Annotated in this window: 26 protein-coding genes; 8 read left to right on the top strand and 18 right to left on the bottom strand. The window is 38.4% G+C overall.

Features of this window, described 5'->3' with window-relative positions; translation table 11 throughout:
• Window positions 1–95: 95 nt before the first annotated feature.
• From EFT72_RS04335 to EFT72_RS19145, 3 genes are read right to left on the bottom strand one after another with little or no spacing between them, the layout of a single operon-like run.
• A complete protein-coding gene (locus tag EFT72_RS04335; RefSeq protein ID WP_124065681.1) occupies window positions 96–338 on the bottom strand; it encodes a hypothetical protein in 243 nt (80 codons plus the stop codon).
• On the bottom strand, window positions 335–535 hold the full coding sequence (locus EFT72_RS04330) for a hypothetical protein (RefSeq protein ID WP_124065680.1): 201 nt from the start codon (window positions 533–535) through the stop codon (window positions 335–337). Before EFT72_RS04330 ends, EFT72_RS04335 begins: the two co-directional genes overlap by 4 nt.
• On the bottom strand, window positions 532–675 hold the full coding sequence (locus EFT72_RS19145; protein ID WP_164473067.1) for a hypothetical protein: 144 nt from the start codon (window positions 673–675) through the stop codon (window positions 532–534). Before EFT72_RS19145 ends, EFT72_RS04330 begins: the two co-directional genes overlap by 4 nt.
• A 99-nt stretch (window positions 676–774) precedes the next feature.
• Here EFT72_RS19145 and EFT72_RS04325 point away from each other — a divergent pair, with 99 nt between their 5' ends.
• Genes EFT72_RS04325 through EFT72_RS04315 form a run of 3 tightly spaced genes read left to right on the top strand, consistent with a single transcriptional unit; the run spans window position 775 to window position 3,390 of the window.
• Window positions 775–1,239 carry a MarR family transcriptional regulator gene (locus EFT72_RS04325; RefSeq protein ID WP_124065679.1) on the top strand — a complete coding sequence of 155 codons (465 nt, stop codon included), beginning with the start codon at window positions 775–777 and terminating at the stop codon, window positions 1,237–1,239.
• A gap of 15 nt (window positions 1,240–1,254) precedes the next feature.
• Complete coding sequence (locus EFT72_RS04320; protein ID WP_124065678.1) at window positions 1,255–2,562, top strand: acyl-CoA thioesterase/bile acid-CoA:amino acid N-acyltransferase family protein; 1,308 nt, start codon at window positions 1,255–1,257, stop codon at window positions 2,560–2,562.
• A gap of 51 nt (window positions 2,563–2,613) precedes the next feature.
• Complete coding sequence (locus EFT72_RS04315) at window positions 2,614–3,390, top strand: NAD(P)H-dependent oxidoreductase (RefSeq protein WP_124065677.1); 777 nt, start codon at window positions 2,614–2,616, stop codon at window positions 3,388–3,390.
• A gap of 155 nt (window positions 3,391–3,545) precedes the next feature.
• Here the strand turns inward: EFT72_RS04315 and EFT72_RS04310 are convergent, their stop codons facing one another.
• The 9 genes from EFT72_RS04310 to EFT72_RS04275 form a co-directional block, all read right to left on the bottom strand.
• Window positions 3,546–3,995 carry a GNAT family N-acetyltransferase gene (locus EFT72_RS04310; protein WP_206426603.1) on the bottom strand — a complete coding sequence of 150 codons (450 nt, stop codon included), beginning with the start codon at window positions 3,993–3,995 and terminating at the stop codon, window positions 3,546–3,548.
• A 55-nt stretch (window positions 3,996–4,050) separates the two neighbouring features.
• Window positions 4,051–4,431, bottom strand: a complete 381-nt coding sequence (locus EFT72_RS04305) for a hypothetical protein (RefSeq protein WP_124065675.1) — start codon at window positions 4,429–4,431, stop codon at window positions 4,051–4,053.
• A 230-nt stretch (window positions 4,432–4,661) separates the two neighbouring features.
• Complete coding sequence (locus EFT72_RS04300; protein ID WP_243109943.1) at window positions 4,662–5,735, bottom strand: toll/interleukin-1 receptor domain-containing protein; 1,074 nt, start codon at window positions 5,733–5,735, stop codon at window positions 4,662–4,664.
• A gap of 174 nt (window positions 5,736–5,909) precedes the next feature.
• A complete protein-coding gene (locus EFT72_RS04295; RefSeq protein ID WP_124065674.1) occupies window positions 5,910–6,554 on the bottom strand; it encodes an HNH endonuclease signature motif containing protein in 645 nt (214 codons plus the stop codon).
• A 642-nt stretch (window positions 6,555–7,196) separates the two neighbouring features.
• Complete coding sequence (locus EFT72_RS04290; RefSeq protein ID WP_124065673.1) at window positions 7,197–8,453, bottom strand: hypothetical protein; 1,257 nt, start codon at window positions 8,451–8,453, stop codon at window positions 7,197–7,199.
• Between the two features lie 395 nt (window positions 8,454–8,848).
• A complete protein-coding gene (locus EFT72_RS19140) occupies window positions 8,849–9,019 on the bottom strand; it encodes a hypothetical protein (RefSeq protein ID WP_164473066.1) in 171 nt (56 codons plus the stop codon).
• A 438-nt stretch (window positions 9,020–9,457) separates the two neighbouring features.
• Entirely contained in the window at window positions 9,458–10,363 is a 906-nt protein-coding gene (gene metA, locus EFT72_RS04285; RefSeq protein WP_124065672.1) for a homoserine O-succinyltransferase, read from the bottom strand.
• 3 nt (window positions 10,364–10,366) lie between these two features.
• Window positions 10,367–12,325 (bottom strand): NAD-dependent DNA ligase LigA, encoded by a 1,959-nt coding sequence (ligA, locus tag EFT72_RS04280; RefSeq protein WP_124065671.1) that lies wholly within the window; start codon window positions 12,323–12,325, stop codon window positions 10,367–10,369.
• The gene (locus EFT72_RS04275) at window positions 12,306–13,103 is read right to left on the bottom strand and encodes a pseudouridine synthase (protein WP_124065670.1); all 798 of its coding nucleotides are present in this window, start codon (window positions 13,101–13,103) and stop codon (window positions 12,306–12,308) included. The genes ligA and EFT72_RS04275 overlap by 20 nt, the downstream gene beginning before the upstream one ends.
• Before the next feature lie 158 nt (window positions 13,104–13,261).
• Here EFT72_RS04275 and EFT72_RS04270 point away from each other — a divergent pair, with 158 nt between their 5' ends.
• Complete coding sequence (locus tag EFT72_RS04270; protein ID WP_124065669.1) at window positions 13,262–13,657, top strand: bacteriohemerythrin; 396 nt, start codon at window positions 13,262–13,264, stop codon at window positions 13,655–13,657.
• A gap of 51 nt (window positions 13,658–13,708) precedes the next feature.
• On the opposite strand, the gene EFT72_RS04265 is transcribed toward EFT72_RS04270, so the two are convergent.
• The 3 genes from EFT72_RS04265 to EFT72_RS04260 all read right to left on the bottom strand — a co-directional run bounded on the left by EFT72_RS04265 (window position 13,709) and on the right by EFT72_RS04260 (window position 15,770).
• Window positions 13,709–13,936 carry a hypothetical protein gene (locus EFT72_RS04265; RefSeq protein WP_124065668.1) on the bottom strand — a complete coding sequence of 76 codons (228 nt, stop codon included), beginning with the start codon at window positions 13,934–13,936 and terminating at the stop codon, window positions 13,709–13,711.
• 249 nt (window positions 13,937–14,185) lie between these two features.
• A complete protein-coding gene (locus EFT72_RS19135) occupies window positions 14,186–14,347 on the bottom strand; it encodes a hypothetical protein (RefSeq protein ID WP_164473065.1) in 162 nt (53 codons plus the stop codon).
• 46 nt (window positions 14,348–14,393) lie between these two features.
• Complete coding sequence (locus tag EFT72_RS04260) at window positions 14,394–15,770, bottom strand: DEAD/DEAH box helicase (RefSeq protein ID WP_124065667.1); 1,377 nt, start codon at window positions 15,768–15,770, stop codon at window positions 14,394–14,396.
• A gap of 304 nt (window positions 15,771–16,074) precedes the next feature.
• Here EFT72_RS04260 and EFT72_RS04255 point away from each other — a divergent pair, with 304 nt between their 5' ends.
• Window positions 16,075–16,653 (top strand): type 1 glutamine amidotransferase family protein, encoded by a 579-nt coding sequence (locus EFT72_RS04255; protein ID WP_124065666.1) that lies wholly within the window; start codon window positions 16,075–16,077, stop codon window positions 16,651–16,653.
• 103 nt (window positions 16,654–16,756) lie between these two features.
• Here the strand turns inward: EFT72_RS04255 and EFT72_RS04250 are convergent, their stop codons facing one another.
• Complete coding sequence (locus EFT72_RS04250; protein WP_124065665.1) at window positions 16,757–18,247, bottom strand: VanW family protein; 1,491 nt, start codon at window positions 18,245–18,247, stop codon at window positions 16,757–16,759.
• Between the two features lie 4 nt (window positions 18,248–18,251).
• A complete protein-coding gene (locus tag EFT72_RS04245) occupies window positions 18,252–19,556 on the bottom strand; it encodes a cytochrome c biogenesis protein/redoxin (RefSeq protein WP_124065664.1) in 1,305 nt (434 codons plus the stop codon).
• A gap of 329 nt (window positions 19,557–19,885) precedes the next feature.
• Between EFT72_RS04245 and EFT72_RS04240 the strand changes: the two genes are divergently transcribed.
• The 3 genes from EFT72_RS04240 to EFT72_RS04230 all read left to right on the top strand — a co-directional run bounded on the left by EFT72_RS04240 (window position 19,886) and on the right by EFT72_RS04230 (window position 22,684).
• On the top strand, window positions 19,886–21,082 hold the full coding sequence (locus EFT72_RS04240; RefSeq protein WP_124065663.1) for an NADP-dependent isocitrate dehydrogenase: 1,197 nt from the start codon (window positions 19,886–19,888) through the stop codon (window positions 21,080–21,082).
• Between the two features lie 74 nt (window positions 21,083–21,156).
• Window positions 21,157–21,708, top strand: a complete 552-nt coding sequence (locus EFT72_RS04235; RefSeq protein WP_124065662.1) for a GNAT family N-acetyltransferase — start codon at window positions 21,157–21,159, stop codon at window positions 21,706–21,708.
• A gap of 94 nt (window positions 21,709–21,802) precedes the next feature.
• Window positions 21,803–22,684 (top strand): LysR family transcriptional regulator, encoded by an 882-nt coding sequence (locus EFT72_RS04230; RefSeq protein ID WP_124065661.1) that lies wholly within the window; start codon window positions 21,803–21,805, stop codon window positions 22,682–22,684.
• A 48-nt stretch (window positions 22,685–22,732) separates the two neighbouring features.
• Here EFT72_RS04230 and EFT72_RS04225 read toward each other — a convergent pair whose 3' ends face one another.
• A complete protein-coding gene (locus tag EFT72_RS04225) occupies window positions 22,733–24,022 on the bottom strand; it encodes an aminotransferase (protein ID WP_124065660.1) in 1,290 nt (429 codons plus the stop codon).
• Window positions 24,023–24,047: the final 25 nt, after the last annotated feature.

Below are 24,047 nucleotides of genomic sequence, written 5' to 3'. Positions count from 1 at the left end.
AAAGAATTTAATCAGAACATCAAAACGGCGCTGTCCGTCATTATGACAAAACAGCGCCAAAACTTATCCCCCACAACATCTTCTCTATCTGCATTTTACTCACTTAAACATAATAGCTTCTCCATCAGTGCCACACTCACAACATTGTAGCCGCTGCATGCATAAGCTGCGTTTAACCCTTGGTTCGTAACAATTAAAAGCGGAAGCTTTTCAGGATCCACATACATTTTACGAGCCAACGGTTCTACCCCTTCGTCAAAGTTAAAGTAACCTTCACAGCTAAGTTTTCCTTTACCTGCCCAGACATGTACATCTCCCAGGCCAATGGTAATTGTCACCTTACCCTGCTTGTCCGTTCCAGAGAAGCCACGCTGCAATATTCCGCCATATTAAGTACTTCAATCGAAACCAAAGCGTTTTCTACAGGATTACTCTCCTCATCAAGCGCCTGTATTTCATAAAATCTGGTCCGGGCATAGGTAGCCGTTTCATTATAATAAACCAGCAAATCCTCCTGTCCCAGACACGCCCTCACTGTATCACCTGAATAATCAGAAAAGGTTCTGGTATGCACCAGCAATGCCCTGGAAGACGCATTGGTCCAGCGGCAAAATACAGGCTGCTCTCTGTAAAATAATCCAGTGCACCAACTGAAGAAAAAACTTCAATTATCATATCTTCACTTCAAAATTCACTTATAATAATACTTGACAAGCAAAAATCACGTGATATACTAATAGACAACAAGTTGTCCTATAGTTTCAAGGAGGTATCATGAAACAATTTTATTTACAGCAAATCTTTTCTACAATATTTTATTTGTCCAATAAAATCCAAACAGAAGGAGATAAGTTAGTTAGAGACATTACCGTCCGGCAGTGGATGACGCTGCTGACCATCCTGCACCTGCCAGAGGGCAAGGCCAATTATAATCAAATTGCCGACATGATGGGGTACTCAAAACAAAATGCGAAAAAACTGGTAACTGTCCTGGAAAGAAAGGGATTTGTCACAATTGGAAAAAGTGATTCCGATCGCCGTGCCGTATGTATTCAGGTTACAGAAAGCTGCAGAAACATTTTACGCAATTATTATAATAGAGGTAATGTTTACTTAAATGAACTGTTTAAGGATTTTGATGATGATGAAGCTGAGACATTATGGAAACTTTTGAAGAAGCTCACTGCTTATGAAGGCAGTGCTTGGCATGGCTACGAGGAAAAAATTTCTCTTGACTAAATTGGAGGTTATAGAATGGACACAAATTGTGTTATAAATATCAATCCCGAAAGATCCTTTATCGACCAATCAGTCGATATTACACTCACCGGATTGCAGCAAAATCAAAAGGTCATTATTCGTGCTGTAAGCAATGATTACTATTGCGTTAACTCGGGAATGCCCGAGCAGGGACAAAATTCAGTATGGGAGTCCTATGGCATTTTTATAGCAGATGATAATGGCAATCTTTCATTAGGAAAGGCTGCGCCGGTTGAGGGAACATATCAAATATGTGATGCAATGGGACTTTTCTACTCAATGAAAATTCGGGAACTCTGTCCGGGAACACTTACAAAAGAACTTTCCAAAGTAAGCGAAAATCGGAGTTTTCATATTCTTTTTACCGTGGAGGCCAACGGTGAGATTCTGGCTTCTAAAGAACATACCCGGCAGTTCTGCGATGAAACAATAAAAAGCGAAACCATTGTTCAAAAAGGTCTTATTGCACGTTATTTTACCTCAGATTTCCTCAAGAAAAGACCTGCAGTTATTGTTGTAAGTGGAAGTGACGGAAGAATAGAGATTGCACAAGCTATTGCAGAGGTCCTGGCTCAGCGCGGATATTGTGCATTAGCAATCTGTTATTTCGGAATGAATGGTACTTTACCAAATCTGAGCCAGATCCCACTAGAAATCATAGGAAACGCCATTGAATGGTTAAAGAAACAGGAAAGTGTGGATGAAAAACGGATTGGAATTTATGGACGTTCCAAAGGTGGAGAACTTGTTCTTGCAGCTGCCTCAATCTTTCCTGACATTACCTGTGTAATCGCCAACACACCCAGTTGTTATGTCTATGAAGGATTAAAAGATAAGATCACTTCACGTCATTCCTCGTGGACTTATGGTGGAAAGGAACTTCCATTCCTAAAGTTTTCTAATTCTATTCTATTTCAGATGATAATTAAAAAAATGCTGGGGCAGAAAGACCTTATACAGTGGATGTATCAGCAGTTAATTACACGGGGAGAGACGGATAAAGCCAGCATTGCCGTTGAAAAGATCAATGGCCCTATATTATTTTTTTCCTCAGAATCTGATTCAATATGGCCCTCTCTCCTTCATTGTGAAACAGCAGTACATAGACTAGACGAAAAAAAGTTTCAACACCCTTACAAGCATTGTACCTATGAAAAAGCAGGCCATATGCTTACTTTACCATATCAGTCAATTGCCAATCTAAAGAGATGGAATGTAAGTTTGGAAGAATGGAAACAGGCATGTCTGGAAAGCTGGAGGCAAACAACAGACTTTTTAGACAATTGGAGTCATAACATTTAAGTTCACAATCTGTCTGGTGAATTTTTTTGCAGGAAAGGAAGAAAAAATCTGATGAAAGTAACAGCTATTTTAGGCAGTCCAAGAAAAAAAGGGGATTGCTTTAACGTAATAGAAATGCTACAAGGAAGTTTTAACAGGGTAGAGGAAACCCAAATAGATTATATTTATCTTAATGATCTCGAACTTGGATTCTGTAAAAGCTGCCTTTTGTGCTACACAAAAGGAGAGCAGTACTGCCCCCATAAGGAAGTAACCACCATGCTTTTAAATAAGATGCTGGAGTGCGATGTTGTGATTTTTGCCAGCCCCGTTTATGAGCAGCATGTAACAGCATTAATGAAAAATCTTTATGATAACTTTTCCTTCATGTTCCACAGACCTCGTTTCTTTAATAAAAAGGCAATTCTGGTTTCTTCTACAGGAGGATCTGGATTAAAAGAAACACTGAGCTATATGAAAATGTGCGCAATTGGATGGGGATTTCAAATTGCCGGAACTGTAGGAGTCTGCGGAGCTACGCTAAAAACCGACGAGACCTATAAGCAGAAAGTTCAAAACAATATTAATCATTTGGTTGATAACCTATTTAAAAGCGAAGAATCAGCCCCTACCTTATATCAATTGGCAATGTTTAGGGCAATGCAATCTAAAGCCTTAGGATCCTCAAAGAAAAAGGATATATCATTTGAATACTGGAAAGAGCATGGATGGTTAGAAAAAGAATATTATACAAACACAAAAATCAGTCTATTCAAAAAAATCTATTCCCGATTCATCAGAAAAATAATGAAAAAACTAATAACCACCAAAATAATGATAATACGGTAAACAGTAAATAGCCAGACCAAGTCAATAAGTTCGCCGCCCATTTTAGGCGGCGTTATATTTACTATATTTTTAGTTTCCAACTACGATCTGGCAATTACTCTGACTACGGCATTAGTATTACCGTTCGTCTTATTGAATTGATATCTTTTCCATGGCTACTCATATTTTAACATAAGTGAATCACAAATCGGCCTATATCCGATTTTTTGATATATACTATTAGATGTTGGATTCAGCAAATCCGTGTACAACACACATTTAGCAAAACCTTTCTTTAATGCTATTTGACTTAATTGTGCAACACATGATGATGCATAACCATTGCCACGAAAATATGGAGGCGTATATACAAATGCTACACCCACAGCTGTTTGCATCTCTCTCGTAAAGCCAGCCATAGAAACAGGCGAGCCATCAATTTCTAAAACATAAAGTTTTTTTGCAGACAATCTGTAATGATACACGTTAGCATCTTGAGGAATAAACATTTCTGTTTTTCCATAATCTGCTGCCGCATTAAACGCTTCCATCCAATACGGGAAAAAATGCATATCTTTTTCTTCCAATAATCTAACAACTCCAAGTTGCTCAATATCAGGGTTCACAGCAGTAAGCTCATATATTCTCTGACTCATTGTTGTCTTAAATGTTAATCCCTTTTTAGCAGTAACTTTTATAATAGCTATCCATTTTTAATAAAGGCAATTTTCGATGACGTGAATAAAAAGAGTTTAGGCTACAATATTCCAATTTTAAAGCGTGCACCCTTTCCCATATTGATTTTTTGCTTTTCATGCCACAAAAATAAACAATCCATTGATCTAAATAATTATCATTAAAATAACATACGATTTTTTCACAAGCAGAAATCATTTCTTTCCGCTTATTTTGTTCTTCCAATTGTTTTTTATTACAATATTCACAATCACAATAGCTTTCCTCTCTGCTCCTGTTCCAATCGTCCATAAAATACTTTATAATGACGTGGCCCTTACCACATAAACATGTTTTTTCTATGGTATTCATTAGCTCCCAGCTCATTATGCTCCCTCCGTTTAAACAACCCATTGGTTTATAGTAACAATTCCACCTTTATATTATCAAACCCTAAATGCAGATCGTTCTCATAAAAAATCATCTTATCTTCGTGGTTTAGTACCAGCTGATTATCTTTACTAATACTGCTTTCTCCTTATCATAAAGCACAGATTTTACTTTGAATTATGAAATAAAAACTACCAACAATAGTAGTTAGTAGTTTTATAATAATGTTAATTAATTTTATAACGCTTAATAAGTTCTTTAGCAAGCAAGATGGCTATTTGCTCTGTAGAGTTTTCATTACTTTTTAATGCTTGAATATACTGAAGTGCAGGATATTTGTCTTTAAGTTGATCTAATGTTATATTATGTAACAAAGGCAGAACAGTCTTCTGTTTAATTTTATTTTGTCTCTGTAAAAATTCCGATAGTTCAATCTCAGTCCATTCTCTATCAAAAAAACTATCAGATATAACGATAATTGCAAATTCAGATTTTTCCGTACCCGATAAGATAATCTCTTTCCAATTATCCCCCCATGACAAGATATTTTTATCATAAAAGATATTAATTCCCAACTTATCAATTGTTTCAACCAACTTATTAACATAATCATTTTTATCGCTATTCGCATGAGATATAAATACATCGTACTCTTTAATTTTTTTACCATTACTTGTTTCCCTTATTGAAGCATATTCCTCCTCTTGTTCTTCATATGTCCTAGCTGAATTATTGATTTGAACATAATATGGCATATTATCAGCCCAATTTATTTTTATATATTTTTCATCTATCAACTCACGAAGCAAACTCCGAAGCACTTTATCTTCTTTTAAAGAGGCACATTTTTCAAATCGTTCGCCAAGCATTTTACTTGGATTTTCTGATTCCACTATTTCTTTCAGAAGCTTTCCACTATTTAGGGGAAGTCTTTTAAAATTATCTTTCATAATAACTGATTCTTTCATCTTATTGGGACTATCAGCTGTTTCGTCTTCCTCTGTCGAATTTATATCATTCAAAATGGCTCTTAAATAACCCATCATTTTATCATAATCGGTGATTTTATTTTTGTTATGGAATATAGCTGTGTTTATATCATCGTACAGGGGATTGTTTTTTAAATTTTTGTTAGCATAAATCTTTATACTGCTCAACCACTCATGCATACTAACAAGCATATCCCCAGATAGATCGGCTATCCTATTTTTTGTTAATTCGTCATGTTTTATCCAATGTTCTTTATTAAGTTTTTCCCCAGTCTTGATAAACTGCTCAATTGCGTATGCCTTTTTGTTCATAACCAACCCCCATCTTACCTTCGCTCATAATATATTATTCTATCTCAATTATACTTAAGTTTCAATATAAAAAAAATCCCTTATTTATATGATTTATTTAAATATATAATCAAAAACTACATTTATGGTAACAAAAAACCAGCTCCCAAATTGAAAGTTGTTTTGCTGGCAAATTTATTTATCATGTAGAAAATCCAACTTATTACTTTTACGGCGATTGCATTCCAAACAAGTAACTCTTAGATTATGTTCTTCTGATACACCACCACGTGAAAATGGTATAATATGATCAATCTCAATCTCTCGATCAATTAATATCTTTTTACAAATTTGACATGTATTATTGTCCCTTCGAACCACTCTGATTAAAGTCGCATTTGAAATATTTCTTGAAAGCTTTCTTTGTTCTTTTGTTTCAGTGTCAGATTCACTAACAAAATATGCCGGACAAAAATGTCCAAATTCTGTGCAGTTTGCTCTTTGTTCAAACTCAGAAATTTCATCAACTATATATTCCGAGCTATCTTCCTTTATTTCTATCTCAAATAACTCACGCCTAAAATCATCTAATGGTCTTTTTAATTCACCTTCGCCATAAAAACCAGTTGATAAACAGTTTTTTAAATATTCTAGGTGTTCAATATAGCTTTTTCTATCAATAGGAGGGCCAGGAAAATCCTCTACTAATGGGCCATACGGACAATACTTTAATTCCCAACAAGGTTTACATATATTTCTGAGTTTTTCATCACACCATTTTTTCGCGACATCATCTTCCGAAATATTAATAAAATCTTTTAGATTCTTGCTTATCATCATTATCACCCCCCACTAGTTTTAATCCTATTATAATTATATCCCATATAATTCCAACTATCAATGTTTAGTTATCAATCTGACTGCGTAAATTTATCTTTGGATTTAATGGTGTAGAGTTTATCCGAGATGCTCTGATAATGTATCAGGCAATGACTTGCGACTTTAATATACATTATTTTTACATTCGAAACAAGCCCTAAGCGTACTAGCAGAGCAATGATGATAAGCAAGTGACTTCCTGATATTTTTTTGGTTTTGTATCATAATCCCCAAATATGAGAATTAAAGTATACGATTTTCTTATTCTGCAGCGAGATACTATGGGATATTTGGTCGGGATATTTTCCCAATTCTCCATGCCGGTTTCGCTCTGACCTTTGGATCACTTCTCCACTCAGAACATCGTATACTATTAATCATAGAGAACACCAATCCTTTGTTTTGTATTAGTTCGTCGCTGAATACTTTATCACAAAGTGGTGTTCTTTTTTTATTTATTTTCCATTATCCGAATAAAACTTTACGCTAGCTATCAATCTACTAAATATCTACTAAATACTAATTTAATTGCTTACAATCTATGCTTTCTCTTTGAGCATTATAATCATTCTCGTTCTTCCTTAACTTATCTAATTCCTCTTTCTAAATATGTGGCTTACCGTCTTTCTTCCACAGCTTTACCAACTTATAAAAAGTGGTTCTCTTTAATTTCATAACGTCCATACACATTTTAGCAGTCAAATTTCCAGCTTTCCATTCCAAATAATACTTTTCCCATTCTTCCGGAAACTCGGCAGCAGGTCTTCCGGTTGCGTTGCCAGTCTTAGAGGACACCCGTTTCCCGTTTACCACTGGCATAGCAGCTATTCCTTCCCTCTGCCTGGTATTTGTGTTCTGCCTTTCTTTCTCTGCCACATAGGCTAATATCTGAAGCGTAAGGTCTGCGATAAATCTATTGTCTAAAGAATCCTTAGAAATGTTACTATAATTTTTCCATTCCTCACAGACTTCACAATTGGAATATTGTTCTTGCCGTGAATGGAACTTATCATTATAACAGCGGTGAATCATATCATGCCATCTTAAATAAGATTCCACAGTACAATTAACATCATCACTTCCCCAGTATCCCACACCACACATTCTAGGTTTCAATGATTGTTTGCTCCAGTTATCCGGTTTATACTTGATGTCATTCATTACATTCAGTATAAACTCCTCTGAATCGTCACCGTTCTGTGTGAAATTCCGCTTTACAATTTTATACTGCTCTTTATTTAGTGGATATAGATTTCTATAATAACTATCTTCCTTATTGAAACCGCTGTGCCAGACATATGTATTATTTTTGACATCTGGATTCACAATAAATTCATTTACAACTGCACTGGGGGCATATATAGTTTTTCTTTTAAAAGTCCATTTACCATCAATTAGAACATCCTTAGATACTGTATAACTTAATATACCGTAATTATCGTGTCTACCAGTAAGCAAGGAATATTCACCATTGACACAATGAATCATTCGCCCATAGTTTGATATCCAGTAATCTTTATAATCCATCAACTTCGCAAATATTTCATCTGTGCCTATAGCAATAATTTTCATCAATGACAAATCAAGAATTCTCTCTGATTTAATTTCCTTATATTGCCTCTGTACCAAAATTTCTAAAGAATCAGAGAATTTAATTCTGCGCTCATTTTCAAGATAATTTCTCCGGTATTTATATTCACATTCTTTACACTGACCTAAATAATATGATGACCATTTCTTACTATGTATGTATCTAAATTTATCTATTGGTAGTTCTCTGTTGCATTTATTACATACCTTAGTATTTACGTTGTAAGATACCCCATTATTTTCACTATTGTTAATCTTATTGTCATTCATTGAACCTCCTTTTTATTACCCAGAGATTCAAGAAAATCACTATGCTTCCCAAATGGGAAAATTATTTCCAAATAGCGTTTTACGGTCCCATTAAAGAAACCCTTATTTTAAGCCATTCTTGCTTAAACACATATGCTTAAAACCGCCATTTTTCGTTAATTTAGTCCATAGCAAATAAGCTCCAGAATACACGATTCTGAAACTTTATAAATCCATTTATCCTATATTTACTTTTCATGTCTTTATCACATGGATTAGTTGTGCTGATATGTGGTAGGTAACAGATTGTTACGTACCTATTGCACATAGAAATAAATCAGAAATACTCTTGAATCCTAGTATCATCTTTCTTTTACTTCCTGATGATTAGGAAATATAACAGTCTTATAATTGGTTTACATTGCAGCGGGCGTGAAATTTTCATCTTCCATAATTTCATCAATCGCAATGGCTAAATATCTATTCACAATAAGTTCTAATTCATCTGTGGAAATTTTACCATAAAGTTGGGAAAGTCCATTCATATTTCTTTTGTTGATAATTGTTACCCTGTCCTTTAGTTCCATAAATAATTGCCCTCCATTCAATTCATTTTATAGTTGCTAGTTTTCTGTTCTCCATGTTGTCGAGGAAACCTTGTTCCATTTCCTTAGATATGTACATCAAATCGGTATTCTATTTGTACCCTCTGTAAGCGTCATATTTGCCCTGTGGCGAGGTTGAATGCTACGCTTGATGAAATAATCACCTGTGAACATTAAGGCACTAAAATAAGCCTACAATCCCTCTGGAAGCAAAAGGATTATAGACTTATTCAGATGTCTAATTTATATATTATATAGGTCTTTTAATCAACAGTGACCGTACCCCAAAATGCACTATGTCGTACCCCAATCGTACCCCAATTTCTCGATAAAAGCCGTTATTCCGCGATACTTTACGATACTTTTGGTATTGCACATAACCCTTCAAAATGCTGTAAATACCCTGTTTTACGCCACTTCTTACAACTCATAAGGCGTTACTTGATATACATAATAATTCAACCAATTCCCATAGATCGTATTCGCCGCATTTCTCCAGTTTAATACCGGAACCGTATCAGGGTCATTATTTTCATAATAATTACACGGGATCTCCGGGTTTAGTCCGCTCTCTAAATCCCTATGATATTCCCCATGTAACGTCATGCGGTCATACTCCGGATGGCCCTGAACGAAAATCTGCTTTCCGTCCCTGCTCATCACCAGTAAAAGCCCTGCCTCCTCCGACTCTGCCAGAATCTTAAGCTCGGGATGCGTTTCGATATCCGATCTCCGAATCTCAGTAAAACGGGAATGAGGAGCCATCACATAATCATCCAGACTTCTTACTAACGGCACCTTCCGGTCCAATAACTTATGGCGGTAGATTCCAGACAACTTTTTATCGATCTTATACTTTGGGACCCCATAGTGATAGAAAAGTCCTGCCTGTGCTCCCCAACAGATGTGAAACGTGCTGGTTACATATGTTTTGCTCCATTCCATGATCTTCTTCAGTTCAGGCCAGTAATTGACCTCCTCAAACTCCAGATTCTCAATCGGAGCACCCGTAATAATCATGCCATCGTATTTCTTTTCTTTTACCTCATCAAAATACACATAGAATTTGTTTAAATGGCTGGCAGATGTATTCTTTGATGTATGACTCTCCAACATCAAAAAGCTGCAGTCCACCTGCAAAGGAGTATTCGAAAGCGCACGTAAAAGCTGTGTTTCCGTATCCTCTTTTATAGGCATTAGATTTAAAATAAGAATTTCCAGAGGACGAATATCCTGTTTTAACGCCCGGTCCTCATCCATGGTAAAGATATTCTCTTTTTCCAGTATAATCTTTGCAGGTAAATCCTTTTGTACTTTAATCGGCATAATCTACTCCTCCAGTATTTGAATAAAATCGTCCTCCGAAATAATAGGTACCCCAAGTTCCTTTGCCTTCTTATTCTTCGACGAATTGGACGTGGTGTCATTGTTGATTAAATAAGTTGTTTTCGAAGTAACCGAACCCACCGCTTTTCCGCCGTTTGTTTCAATCACTTCCTGCAATGCCTTCCGGTTTTCATAGTGAGTAACCGATCCGGTGATCACAAATGTCATACCATTCAGTTTCTTCGTTTCCTCATTCTTTGTCTCCCGCTCTATGGTAATTTCCTTCCTCACGCGGTCAACCATCTGATTGTTTTTGTCTTCTTGAAAATACGAAATCCACGCTTCTGCAAGCACCTTCCCAATGCCAGAAACAGCAATGAGTTCCTCTTCCTCTGCATGGCGCAGTTTCTCAAAATCATACTGAAATTCCCGGCATAGCATCTTTGCATTTGCCAATCCAATCCCGGCAATTCCCAGACCATAGATCAGTCTGGGAAGGGATGTATGGGATGCCGTTTTCACCGCTTGAATCAGATTATCATAGGATTTTTTTCCAAATCCCTCCATCTGAGTAATCGTTTCTTCATGGTCAGCCAAATGAAAAATATCCGCTAATTCCCGAATTAAACCGCCTAAAATAAATTTTTCCAAAGTTGCTTCCGATAACCCATCTATATTTAACGCATCCCGGCTGACAAAATGAGCAAAACTTTTCACTTGTTTTGCCTGACAATCCAGATTGGTGCAATACAAACTTTTTACATCATTCATTCTCCGGATTTCTGTTTTCCCATCACAAACGGGACAATTGCCAGGAATTTTTATAGTCCCGGTTCGCGTTAGATTGTCTGCGATCTGAGGAATTATCATATTTGCCTTATAGACTGTAATCAAATCCCCTTCTCCAAGCTCCAGAGCCTCCATAATACTTAGATTGTGAACACTCGCCCGGCTAACTGTCGTTCCCTCTAGTTCTACTGGTTCAAACATCGCCACAGGATTGATAAGCCCAGTTCTGGAAGGACTCCATTTTATTTCAGTCAAAGTTGTTTCCCGAATCTCATCCGCCCACTTATAGGCTATGGCATTCCGTGGAAATTTGGCGGTTCGTCCCAAAGATTCCCCATAAGCAATATCATCGAACATCAAAACCAGACCATCCGAGGGAATATCTTGATCCGATATAGAGGCTGCGAACCCTTCTACTGCCTCTGGTAACGTCTCTTTGGTGACTTCTTTATATTCTACCACATCAAATCCCTGTTTTTTTAACCATTCAAACTGCCTGATTCTGGAATTTTGAAAATCCACCCCTGCTGCTGACACCAGTGAAAATGCCTCAAAATTCACGTTCCGGCTGGCTGTGATCTGGTTGTTTAACTGCCGCACCGAACCACTACAAAGATTCCTAGGGTTTTTATACTTGGCATCCACATCTTCGATCTGCTGATTAATCAAACGAAAGTCAGAATATTTAATGATAGCTTCCCCTCTTAAGATCAGCTCTCCCCGAAAAGGAATTGTAAGGGGAACATTGGAAAAGACTCTGGCGTTGTTTGTAATTACCTCTCCGATCTCACCACTCCCACGAGTAACTGCTTTCATTAAGGTCCCATCTCGATAAGTAAGAACCACGGTCAATCCGTCCAATTTCCAGGAAAGGACCCCCCTATTCTTTCCCAACCATTGCGCAAGCTCCTCCGCACTCTTTGTCTTGTCAAGTGAAAGCATTGGACTTTCATGGGCTTCTTTTGGTAGTTCCCCAAGAACTTGGTAACCTACTTGCTGTGTGGGACTTATGGAAAGTACCGTTTTTGTCTCTTCTTCCAGAGCACTTAATTCATCGTATAATTTATCGTATTCATAATTGCTCATAATCTCCCGGTTTTCCTGATAATATGCTTTTCCGGCTTGATTTAGTATCGCAATTAATTCCTTCATTCTACTTAAATTTCCGTCCATCCGATTTCTCCTTTTTTTGTTCCATATAAGATCGGCTGCTTGATTCTTTTATGGCTTCTTTCATCTGATGGTATTCTTTCTTTGATAATTCTCGGAATGTTCCTGACTTTAAATCCCCAAGTTCAACGTTCATGATACGCATTCGCTTTAACATGCGTACTTCAAATCCCAACTGGGTACACATTCGACGGATCTGGCGGTTTAATCCCTGAGTTAAAACGATCCGAAATGCCTTCTCTCCAGTTTTTGCTGCAAAGCAAGGTTTCGTAGTAACGTCTAATTCAGGCAATAATACCCCCTTTCTCATCTTTCTGATGAAATCATCGGTAACAGGACGATTTACTTTCACCAGATATTCCTTTTCATGGGCATTGCTGCTGCGCATCAGTTTATTCACCAGGTCCCCTTGATTGGTCATAAGGATCAGTCCCTCTGACTCCTTGTCCAACCGGCCGACCGGATAGATCCTTACCGGGTAATGAACCATATCTACGATATTCGGTGCCCTGTCCTTATCCGACGCGGTACAAACGATCCCACGGGGCTTATGGACTGCCAAAAGGACAGGTTCTGCCTTATGGTCTTTCTTTTTCCCAGTTACAGCAACGGTCTTTCCCTTTACGGCAACGGATTGACCTGGTAATATCTTTTGTCCAGGTACTGCAGGTTGTCCATTCACTTTTACTTTCCCCGTTTCGACAAGTCGATCTGCCTCTCGACGGGAACAAACTCCTGCTTCACTTAAATATTTATTCAAACGGACTCCATTTGCATCCATACATTTTCTCCCTTATTCTTTACTAGATAAAAATTATAACATTGGGAAAGAAGAACGTCAATTTAACTCTATACAAGAATCTCCTGTTTTGTTTGATTTTTCTATCTATTTGTTATATAATAAGTATATCAAAATTCGTACCAATAGGAGGAATCATTATGCCGTGGACACCCAATTTATCCGTGGGAATTACAATGATTGACGATCAACACAAGATGTGGTTTCAAAAAGCCGAAGCTCTTTTTGAAGCAGGTAAAAACAATCAAGCAAAGGAATATGTAGGAGAGCTTCTTAATTTTTTGGATGATTACACTAAAAAGCATTTTGCAGATGAAGAAAAATATATGCAAAGCATCCACTACCCAGCTTTTGAAGAACAGAGAAAAGCACATACCGCATTCATATCTCAATTAACCAAACTTCGTAACGATTACAGTACTTCCGGCGGGAATTTACTGGTGATTTTAAACGCGAATCAGATGGTACTGGAATGGCTGACAAAGCATATTTCAAACATGGACAAAAAAATAGGCGAATACGCCAAAACCCACTAGATAAAACAGGAGGACATACATAATGCAATCGCCCTCCTGTTTTTCTTTTGTCTAGGTAAACTTATAATGCACTTCGCAGCCGTAGGATATGCGGTTGCAGATATTTACCACTCGCTCCATGGCAGCCGTAGTTTTACCGTTGTCTAGGTCTAACTTCATCTCTTTTAAATCTTCTGTAATTTTAATTTTCTTTACCCCATCGACCAAAGCTATTTCATGTTCAATTTTACTGGCTTTCAACCGGTCTGACAGGGCGTAAACGTGGTAACTTCTGTTCACACCTCCCCCTCCTTTCCACTTGATCTAGGATTACTATTATTTTTATTGTGGACAATTAAAGAAAAAGTTAAACATAAAGCGAAAAACTTATAACTGCAAGCTCTAAAAACAGGATCATACATAAAAAAATGCCTCAAAAAACAACCTCCATACGCTTCCCTCAATCATTCAAGTTCAGCTAGACGTTATTTTTTAAAGCACTCACCAGTGACAACTTTCGGTATCCCAGCTACAAAGCAGGGTTCGTTCCTACTGTGATATTTTTTTGGTTCTGGTATATCCAAGTCCTATATTCTTGTTCCTCTTTTCAACTTCTCCAGAGCCTACCTTTTTTTCTTCTTGTAAGAATTTACCCTTGTTCTTTTTCTCGTCTAAAAGTTGTTTCAATTTTTCCATATCTTTCATTGACATATTATATTCTTCCTTTCCAATTGATCTTTAATTTTTGCCTATCTAACTACCACTTATTTGTTTTCTTTAATGGTCTATTATAATTCTTTTTTTCCTTCAATGTTCCATCTGCTGCCATACGAACCTTTTTCTTTGCTGTTGCATCCCCTGCGGAACCCGTTCTTGATGACTCACTCTTTGCGCGTCCCTTACCGAAAGAACCAGTCTTTGAGGGTTTGCTTTGAGATCTCGTTTCTCTTGCGTTCTTCTCTCTAGGCTGAGTCGTTTTAACTGCCGGAAAGTTGTTTTTTAAAGGGTATGGATGATCTTCTACTTCTGTTAATTTCTTCCCGATTAATTTTTCAATATCTGCCAGCTGCTTTTTCTCATCAAAATCACAGAAGGAAATTGCGGTACCGCCAAGTCCAGCCCTGCCAGTACGTCCAATTCGGTGTACATACGTCTCAGGCATATCTGGAAGATCAAAATTAATAACATGGGATAGTTCATCTATGTCAATTCCTCTTGCCGCAATATCGGTTGCAATCAATATCCGCAAGGTTTTGTTTTTGAAATTTTTAAGGGCACTCTGGCGGGCTCCTTGTGATTTATCCCCATGGATTGCCTGTGCGACTACATGATGCTTTGAAAGCTGCCGAATAATGCGATCTGCCCCATGTTTGGTTCGTGTAAATACCAGGGCTGAAACGATTTGTTTGTCTTCAAGAATATGAAGGAGCAAATCCTTTTTGTTACTTTTATCAACATAATATAGGCGTTGTTCAATGGAATCTACGGTTGATGAGACGGGGGTGATTTCTATTTTCAAAGGATTCTTTAGAAGTGTACCCGCCAGTTTCTCGATTTCAGAAGGCATAGTCGCCGAGAAAAGTAGTGTTTGCTTTTTTGCCGGTGTCTTGGAAATGATCTTTTTAACATCCTTAATGAATCCCATATCCAGCATGCGGTCTGCTTCATCTAAAATAAACATTTTTATGTGTTCGATATTGATAATCTTTTGATCAATCAAAGCAAGGAGTCTTCCTGGAGTCGCCACCAGTATGTCTACATTCTGTTTCAGTTTATCTTCCTGTGGCTTTTGAGACACTCCTCCAAAGACCACGCAGCAATTTAAATCAGTGAATTTACCATACGTATTAAAGCTATCGTAAATTTGCATAGCCAATTCTCTTGTTGGTGTTACAATCAAGGCACGGATCGGGTGCGTTCCCCGAGGAGACAGGTTCTCCTCACTGAGCAGCTGAATGGTTGGGATTGCAAATGCAGCCGTTTTTCCCGTTCCCGTCTGTGCACAGCCAAGTAAATCCTTACCACTTAGTATGATAGGGATTGCCTTTTCCTGTATCGGTGTGGGATTTTCATAGTTTTCCCGTTCCAATGCCTTTAGAATATCGTTTCTAATATATAGTTCCTTAAATTGCATACTATCTCCTTTTTATCTGTATTGGTACATTTATCTCTATCTAATATTATTGACACAAACAAAACATTTTATCTGCATCTCCATGAAAGTATTTCAAGTATAAAGATTAACGCAAAACAAATTATAACATGATGTGGCTAAGAAAGATATATTGAAAATTATAGATTTCTATGTCTTATATCTCCTAAAATCCATTCATGTATTTGTTCCACAGGGTTTTAGTTCAAACAACGAAGTAAAATATGACCTACATTTTTCCGAATTTTATGATATAATACGAAAAACTAGAATAAGGAGAACTGCGATGAAACAAGAAATTTTAGTCTTTCTATCAAATGGTTATGCTGATTGGGAGGGATCCTACCTTTGTTCGGAATTAAACAAGCCAACCACTGGATATGTCGTGAAAACAGTAGCCCTGAGCAAAAATCCCGTAACATCGTTGGGTGGATTTAGAGTAATTCCAGATTATTCCATTAAAGAACTCCCTTCACGGTTTACAATGCTTTTGTTAATTGGAGGCACTGCCTGGTTACTGGGGGAGAATGACTCCATAAAAGAAACAGTAGACACCTGTATCAACCAAAACATCCCAATTGCCGCTATCTGCGATGCCTCCACATTTTTAGCCAATAACGGGTATCTGGATCATATCAGTCATACCGGGAATTCCTTAGACTATTTAGAGGAATTTGCTCCTAATTACAAAGGACGCAATCATTTTGTAGAAAAACAGGTGGTCTCAACGGAACATTTTATTACTGCCAATGGAACATCGGCAGTGGAGTTTGCAAAGGCAATCTTGAATCGTCTTTCTATCATGCCAAAGGAAAAATTAGAGAGTTGGTATCATAACTTTAAGGTTGGATATTTTAAAGAATAAATAAAGAAGCTAGTATTCATGGCGAGCGAAAAGCAGAAAGGAATCAGCAAATAAACGCTGATCCCTTTCTTTTTTTAATATCCCAAATGAAAAAATCAAGGAGTTATATCCCTGGCCCGATCTGCTCTGCCTCTGTAGTCTCTGTTTCTGTTTCTGTCTCTGATTCAGTTTCAGGAACTGTTTCAGGGACTGTTTCTTCTGGCATTACTGTGGTATTTCTCTGGATTATGGCAGGTTTTCCTTTGTAACTACTATTATGAAGGGGTTCTTCCTTTATGATGGTATCTCCCTTTCTGGTGATGCGGTAACTTTTATACACACTTCCTGTTGATCCTTTATGAATCACTTTTTCTGTTCCATATAAAAGGGCAGGATTTTCTTCGTAAACAGGAGGCAGTGGATCTGCATCTCTTACTTTTTTTGAAACAATCTCCACCTTCTGGCCCTGATCCAATAGAGGGATGCCTACAAGCGAGAGGTTCAGTTTATTTCCTTTCAATGCCGCTCTTACGACGATATTATCCTGGCTGGTATTGATAAATTTAAGATCCGGGCCTGCATATCCATCAAAACTCACCATGGCATCTTGTCCTTTTTTTACATAAGATGGAGCAAAGCTATGGGAATTGCGCTCCGTCGTTTTAAATCCACCTTCAATGACTGCATGATATAACGTAGTGGAGACCTGACATACCCCACCCCCAGGCTCTTCAATTAAGACTCCGTTGCGGTAGGCGCCCGCAGGCTGATACCCCTTATCTTTGGTCCGGTTGCCCGTAACATGATTAAACGAAAATTCTTCTCCTGGTTTTACTATAAGACCATTCATTGCGTCCACGGCAAGGCTTATATTTTTGTTTCTATTTTTGTTGTTCGTCGTCGTCGTGGAAAAGGTACCAATTACTTGATATTGTTCTTTCGCCTGTGTCTTCGTTCGTTTGGGCGGAAGTTTTGTAAATTCCGCTGAGATCTCACGTTGAAGATCTTCTTCTTTGACCGCATTCATCACCTGAGCGATTAGCTTTTCCTGATTAAGAACTCGCCCATATTGTTCTTTCGTATAATGATAAACGCCTGTATCCGGATCAAATGAGTCCAGTTGGGAATTTTTTTCTGGCTGATCCCAGCGTTTTGCCAGTTCAGCTACCTGCTTTTTTAACGGCTCTTTAAGAACCAATCGATCAATTGTATATTTTTGCACCTGATCCGGGGGAGTCTGCGTTAGCTGCGTTTGAATCTCCTTTAACTGCCCACTCAAAAGGTTATCAAGACTCACCACTTCCGATCCATCGCTAACTGCCAGCCCCCACTGATACCTCTCTTCAATGGTCTCTTCTGCTTCTTTTATCGTTAACCCCGTAAGATTTGTCTGTTCGATCTTTGCAGAGACAAGCGTCTTATTTTCCGTATTTTCCTCGACACCTGCCTCCGCTTCCATTCCCGTTGCCCCTTTTAAAAAATCGGACGGCGGAGAGGCGAATAGCCGAGAACCAAGTACCCAGACGATTGACAGGGCCGATAACAGCATAACTCCGCTAACAATTCTTCTGTTTCTTTTTCGGATCCGTTCTCTTTTTGCCCTGTATGTTTTCATACGATCAGTTTCTCTCTCCTTTCATCGTTTGTTCAATAATACTTTTCATAGTATCCTCTGAAAGCTGTCCGCTTGCATATCCAAAAACATTCCCATCCCGATCAATCATAAAGGTGGTTGGATAGGAATAAATTCCATATGCTGAAAATAACGCTGCATCGGTATCCATTAAAACCGGATACGTATATTCGTTTTCTTTCAAAAAGTCTTTGATGCCTTGTTCATCTTTTTCATTTCCATAATTAGGCGCTGCAATCCCTAGTACGATTAAACCATCATCCCCATCCGTATCATACGTTTCATATACTTTCTGGATATCCGGCATCTCTGCCCGGCAAGGTGGGCACCAGGTTGCCCAAAAGTTTAGAAAAATTGTCTTTCCTTTATAATCGGAGAGAGTATGGGTCTTTCCAAATTGATCCGTAAGTGTAAAATCAACTGCCGGCAATGGCTCATCTGGATTTTTCTCTTCCGTACTACCTTCTACTTCTGCTGTGGATTCCGGAACCACTACCTCTTGATCCACTGGATCATTCTTTGCATCTTTCTCTTCGTCTTTCGTTTCATTTACGGTAGGATTCGAAATGGAGGACAAATAACCAGTGAAGGCATTCATTTTACCGGTGAACATTAAAAATCCCATGAATATCATTAATATTCCGCCAAGTTTCACTGCATTCTTTGTTACATTCCGATGTTTCTTAAAGAATTCCAAAACCGTTGTAGTAAAGAATCCAACCGCCAGAAATGGAAGAATAAAACCAAGTGTGTACACCCCAATGAGTAAAAATCCCATCATTTTCGTAGAGGCGGATGCTGCCATAATAAGAACGCTTGCAAGCGCTGGTCCCACACACGGTGTCCATGCAAAGCTAAACGTAAATCCCATCAACAAGGCAGTAAACGGTGACATTGCCAGTTTATCAGAGAAATTTAGTCTGCGTTCCTTCGTAAGAAATGAGGAGGTTCCAAAAAAACCCAATTGATACAACCCAAACAAAATAACCAATATTCCACCGATTCTGGCAAACAATAGCTGATTTGAATTAAAGAATCCACCAAGTGCAGAAAAACCAAGTCCAAGCAAAAAGAATGTAAAGCTAATTCCTATTACAAAGCAGATCGTGTGAAGCATTACCTTACTACGCTTATAATAAATCCGTCCATCTTCTCCCCGTTCTCCCGTCCCACCCGACAGATACCCGATATAAAGGGGGATGAGTGGTAACACACAAGGGGAAAAGAAACTAATGATTCCCTGTAAAAACACGGTTAAAACAGGTACACTCACATCAATTGAAAATCCCAAATGAAATACCTCCTTCTAATATAAGTTCTGCTCATACGATAAGCAAATTTCTCATTGATTCTGTACTATTTTTGATTACAGTTTATAGCTGTAACTATACCATTCAGAGAAAAAGGTGTCAAGTGAATAATCCGTGAACAAATGGTTCGTCAAATTTCATTGTTTTTTGGAATGATTATACCATTCTTCGCATAGAATTTATGGTATTCACTGGAAACTTGTATAATATTAAAGGATGCGTGGATAAATTTACATAAATATACTTGTGCGAACTAAGAATTCGTCGTATACTATAGCTTAACACGAACATTTCTAAGGAGGACAAACACATGGATAGGATTAAGATGACGACCCCCATAGTCGAAATGGATGGCGATGAGATGACAAGGATTCTCTGGCAGATGATCAAGGATAATCTTCTTCATCCCTATATTGACTTAAAGACCGAATACTACGATCTGGGATTGGTTTACAGAGATGAAACAGACGATCAGATTACCATTGATTCTGCAAACGCCACAAAAAAATATAAGGTTGCCGTCAAATGCGCTACCATTACCCCCAACGCTGCCCGTGTAAAAGAATACAACTTAAAACAGATGTGGAAAAGTCCAAATGGAACCATCCGCGCACTGTTAGATGGTACGGTATTCCGCGCTCCTATTGTAGTAAAGGGGATCGAACCATGTGTTGCTAACTGGAAAAAACCCATTACAATCGCTCGTCATGCATACGGAGATGTATACAAAGGCGCGGAGATGAAGATTCCCGGTGAAGGAAAAGTAGAACTTGTTTATACGGCTGCCGATGGAACGGAGACCAGGGAACCCATTCATACGTTTGATGGCCCCGGAATCATCCAGGGAATGCATAACTTAAACGGTTCCATTGAAAGCTTTGCAAGGAGCTGCTTTAACTACGCACTAGACACCTGCCAGGATTTATGGTTTGCAACCAAAGATACCATATCCAAACAGTATGACCATACATTTAAAGATATTTTTCAAGATATTTATGATGCAGAATATGAAGATTTATTTTCAAAAGCTGGTATTACATATTTTTATACATTAATAGACGATGCTGTCGCACGTGTTATGAAATCAGAGGGCGGATATATCTGGGCATGTAAAAATTACGATGGAGACGTCATGAGTGATATGATCTCTTCCGCTTTTGGCTCTCTTGCAATGATGACTTCCGTATTAGTCTCTCCAAACGGTGACTATGAATATGAGGCCGCCCACGGTACCGTTCAGCGTCACTATTATAAACACTTAAAGGGAGAAGAAACTTCTACGAACTCCGTAGCCACAATTTTTGCCTGGACTGGAGCTCTAAGAAAACGAGGGGAATTAGACGAAAACCAAGAACTGGCTGATTTTGCGGATCGACTAGAAAAAGCCACTGTGGATACCATTGAGGCAGGTGAGATGACAAAGGACCTTGCGCTCATAACTAGCATAACCAATCCAACCGTATTAAACAGTGAAGAATTTATCAAAGCCATAGCAAAAAGACTGTAATTATAATATAGAACGAACAAAAAGAGAAAGTAGAGATTGTTTGCTTTCTTTTTTTGAATCATAGGAGGCCGGGGATGGAGTTTAAGCAAGTGGAGGTAGTTTTAAAGGACGGAACTCCCTGTTATTTAAGGAGCCCTGGACCCAATGATGGGGCATCTGTACTTCGTCTTTTAAAAAAAGTATCAGGGGAAACCAACTATTTAAGCAGATATCCAGATGAGATTAAAATATCACTCTTTCAGGAAAAACAATTTTTACACTCTCTATTACAAAGTCAGAAAGATTTGATGATCTGTACTTACGTCAGAGGAAGATTAGTGGCAAACGCCGGGATTAATCCGGTCGCAGAACACGAACGGTATGCTCACCGTGCCAATTTTGGAATCTCAATTCTAAGAAGCCATTGGGGACTTGGCATTGGTTCCAATCTTCTATCCGCCATCACAGAGGGGGCAAGGGCTATGAATTATGAGCAACTAGAACTGGAAGTCATTCAGAGCAATGAACGAGGAATCGCACTTTATAAAAAATGGGGATTTGAAATTTACGGGGCAAGAAGACACGGATTTAAGTACCGGGATGGCAGTTACGGGGACGAATACCTCATGATGCTGTCCTTAAAATAACTAAATTTTTTAAAAAAACTTCTGTTCATATCATTATCAAAATGATATAATAAGTATTATGATATAACATTTCAGTAATGGAAGGATCCTACAAATGAATATTAGACATCTTACAATCTTTAAAATGGTGTGTGAAAAAGGAAGTATTACCGGAGCTGGCAAGTCTTTATCTATGACCCAGCCCGCCATCTCACATGCCATCAATGAACTGGAGGAATCCGTTGGTTCTCCTTTGTTTGACCGTGTATCCCGTAAAGTCGTTATGAATGAAAACGGTAAGTTTTATCTCTCCAAAGTCATTCCTCTGTTAGAATTATACCAAGACCTGGAGAATTACTCCGGTCTTTTGCACTTACAAGCCCCATTGCGAATCGGATCCTGTGTCACACTTGCAAGCCATCTGCTTCCGCAGATTGTAACCAAATTTAAAACTACAAATCCCGATATTCAGGTAAACGTCACCGTAGATACATCCGAATCGATTACCACCCAACTACTGAAAAACCAACTAGATATTTGCCTGATTGAAGGTGTGATTCCAGAGGATCAGTTAGAAAGAATTCCTTTTTCTTCTTATCCTATGGCAGTGATCTGCGCGCCTGGGCACCCCTTGAGTAAAAGCAGTAGTCAGCCGGTACCACTGGACCGCTTAATCAAAGAACCTCTGCTCCTACGGGAGAAAGGCTGTACCATACGGGATTCCTTCGACTGTGCTCTGTCACTGAACAATCTAAGTGCAGAACCTCTCTGGATAAGTTCCAGTTCGGATGTCATCATAAAAGCGGTAAAAGAGCAGTTGGGAATCGGCATTATCCCAAGAATCTGGGCCGATGAATCCATAAAAAGAGGAGACGTTATTGAAATAGAAATCAAAGACCTTAATCTTAGCTGTATGAATCATGTTGTATTTCACAAAGATAAATTTCAAACAGAAGCATTTCAGGCATTTATCAATCTGGTCTTATTTGATTCATGAATCGAAAACGCGTTACCCTTCTACAACTTTAAGGGTAACGCGTTATTTTTATTCCCGCTCAGTAAGAAGCTTATCAATGGTTACAATCTTAACACAAAGAGTAAACAGTTCCATGGCTAGTCTCAAATCAGCAAGTGTGGGATAAGATGGTGCAATCCGAATGTTACTATCATGAGGATCTTTGCCATATGGATACGTAGCTCCAGCCCCAGTCATTACAAGACCTGCTTTTTTACATCTTGCCACAATGGCTTTTGCACAACCATCATTGGAATCAAAGGAGATAAAGTAACCGCCTTTGGGGCAGGTCCACTGCCCGATGCCAAGACTTCCAAGTTCCCGATCAAGTATTTCAATAACAGCTTCAAATTTCGGTCTCATGATGTCCGCATGTTTTCTCATATGCTCTACCATTCCATGAATGTTATGGAAGAATCGTACATGGCGAAGCTGGTTCACTTTATCGTGACCAATGGTCTGCATTTTTAACTGTTTCATAATATCTGAAAGGTTGTTCTGGCTAGCCGCTATGGCTGCAATCCCAGATCCCGGAAAACTTACTTTTGAAGTAGAAGCAAACTTAAACACCATATCAGGATTGCCAGCCCGCTTACATTCTGCAAGGATTTCAATCAGATGATCCTGATCATGGTCATATAAGTGATGAATGGTATACGCATTATCCCAGTAGATTCTAAAATCACTGGCAGCTGGTTTTAGACGGGCAAACCGGCGAACCGTCTCATCAGAATAAGAAATCCCCTGAGGATTGGAATACTTGGGTACGCACCAGATTCCCTTAATGCTATCATCGTTTGCAACCAGTTCTTCCACCAGATCCATATCCGGTCCTGACGGTGTCATCGGAACATTGATCATCTCAATTCCAAAATACTCACTTACGGAAAAATGTCTGTCGTATCCTGGTACTGGACAAAGGAATTTCACCTTATCAAGCTTACACCAGGGTGTGTTTCCCATAACACCTTGAGTCATGGAACGGGATACCGTATCATACATAACATTCAAGCTAGAATTTCCATAAATAATGATGTGATCCGAAGCAACTTCCATCATATCTGCAAGGAGTTCTTTCGCTTCTTTGATTCCGGCAAGTACTCCATAATTTCTGCAGTCGGTGCCATCTTCACAGGTCAAATCATCGTTGCTGCTTAACACATCCATCATTCCCATAGAAATATCAAGTTGCTCGGTACTGGGTTTTCCTCTGGACATATCAAGCTTTAGATCCTTACCCTGAAATTCCTTATATTGGGCGGAAAGTTCTTTTTTGTGTTCCAGTAATTCTTCCTTTGTCATCTCTGCATACGATTTCATCGATTTCTTCCTCCTCATATAAACT

Origin of the sequence: Clostridium sp. E02, assembly GCF_003833015.1 — a bacterium.
In the GTDB taxonomy this organism is placed as follows: Bacteria; Bacillota; Clostridia; order Lachnospirales; family Lachnospiraceae; genus Lacrimispora.
The sequence above is the reverse complement of the archived record's forward strand: the minus strand, read 5'-3'. Positions and strand labels throughout refer to the sequence as shown.

Excerpts from the sequence above, each read along its gene's own strand:
- EFT72_RS19145 (WP_164473067.1), bottom strand. The coding sequence starts at position 675 with ATGATAATTGAAGTTTTTTCTTCAGTTGGTGCACTGGATTATTTTACA.
- EFT72_RS04325 (WP_124065679.1), top strand. The coding sequence starts at position 775 with ATGAAACAATTTTATTTACAGCAAATCTTTTCTACAATATTTTATTTG.
- EFT72_RS04320 (WP_124065678.1), top strand. The coding sequence starts at position 1,255 with ATGGACACAAATTGTGTTATAAATATCAATCCCGAAAGATCCTTTATC.
- EFT72_RS04315 (WP_124065677.1), top strand. The coding sequence starts at position 2,614 with ATGAAAGTAACAGCTATTTTAGGCAGTCCAAGAAAAAAAGGGGATTGC.
- EFT72_RS04305 (WP_124065675.1), bottom strand. The coding sequence starts at position 4,431 with ATGAGCTGGGAGCTAATGAATACCATAGAAAAAACATGTTTATGTGGT.
- EFT72_RS04300 (WP_243109943.1), bottom strand. The coding sequence starts at position 5,735 with ATGAACAAAAAGGCATACGCAATTGAGCAGTTTATCAAGACTGGGGAA.
- EFT72_RS04295 (WP_124065674.1), bottom strand. The coding sequence starts at position 6,554 with ATGATGATAAGCAAGAATCTAAAAGATTTTATTAATATTTCGGAAGAT.
- EFT72_RS04290 (WP_124065673.1), bottom strand. The coding sequence starts at position 8,453 with ATGAATGACAATAAGATTAACAATAGTGAAAATAATGGGGTATCTTAC.
- EFT72_RS19140 (WP_164473066.1), bottom strand. The coding sequence starts at position 9,019 with ATGGAACTAAAGGACAGGGTAACAATTATCAACAAAAGAAATATGAAT.
- metA (WP_124065672.1), bottom strand. The coding sequence starts at position 10,363 with ATGCCGATTAAAGTACAAAAGGATTTACCTGCAAAGATTATACTGGAA.
- ligA (WP_124065671.1), bottom strand. The coding sequence starts at position 12,325 with ATGGACGGAAATTTAAGTAGAATGAAGGAATTAATTGCGATACTAAAT.
- EFT72_RS04275 (WP_124065670.1), bottom strand. The coding sequence starts at position 13,103 with ATGGATGCAAATGGAGTCCGTTTGAATAAATATTTAAGTGAAGCAGGA.
- EFT72_RS04270 (WP_124065669.1), top strand. The coding sequence starts at position 13,262 with ATGCCGTGGACACCCAATTTATCCGTGGGAATTACAATGATTGACGAT.
- EFT72_RS19135 (WP_164473065.1), bottom strand. The coding sequence starts at position 14,347 with ATGTCAATGAAAGATATGGAAAAATTGAAACAACTTTTAGACGAGAAA.
- EFT72_RS04260 (WP_124065667.1), bottom strand. The coding sequence starts at position 15,770 with ATGCAATTTAAGGAACTATATATTAGAAACGATATTCTAAAGGCATTG.
- EFT72_RS04255 (WP_124065666.1), top strand. The coding sequence starts at position 16,075 with ATGAAACAAGAAATTTTAGTCTTTCTATCAAATGGTTATGCTGATTGG.
- EFT72_RS04250 (WP_124065665.1), bottom strand. The coding sequence starts at position 18,247 with ATGAAAACATACAGGGCAAAAAGAGAACGGATCCGAAAAAGAAACAGA.
- EFT72_RS04240 (WP_124065663.1), top strand. The coding sequence starts at position 19,886 with ATGGATAGGATTAAGATGACGACCCCCATAGTCGAAATGGATGGCGAT.
- EFT72_RS04235 (WP_124065662.1), top strand. The coding sequence starts at position 21,157 with ATGGAGTTTAAGCAAGTGGAGGTAGTTTTAAAGGACGGAACTCCCTGT.
- EFT72_RS04230 (WP_124065661.1), top strand. The coding sequence starts at position 21,803 with ATGAATATTAGACATCTTACAATCTTTAAAATGGTGTGTGAAAAAGGA.
- EFT72_RS04225 (WP_124065660.1), bottom strand. The coding sequence starts at position 24,022 with ATGAAATCGTATGCAGAGATGACAAAGGAAGAATTACTGGAACACAAA.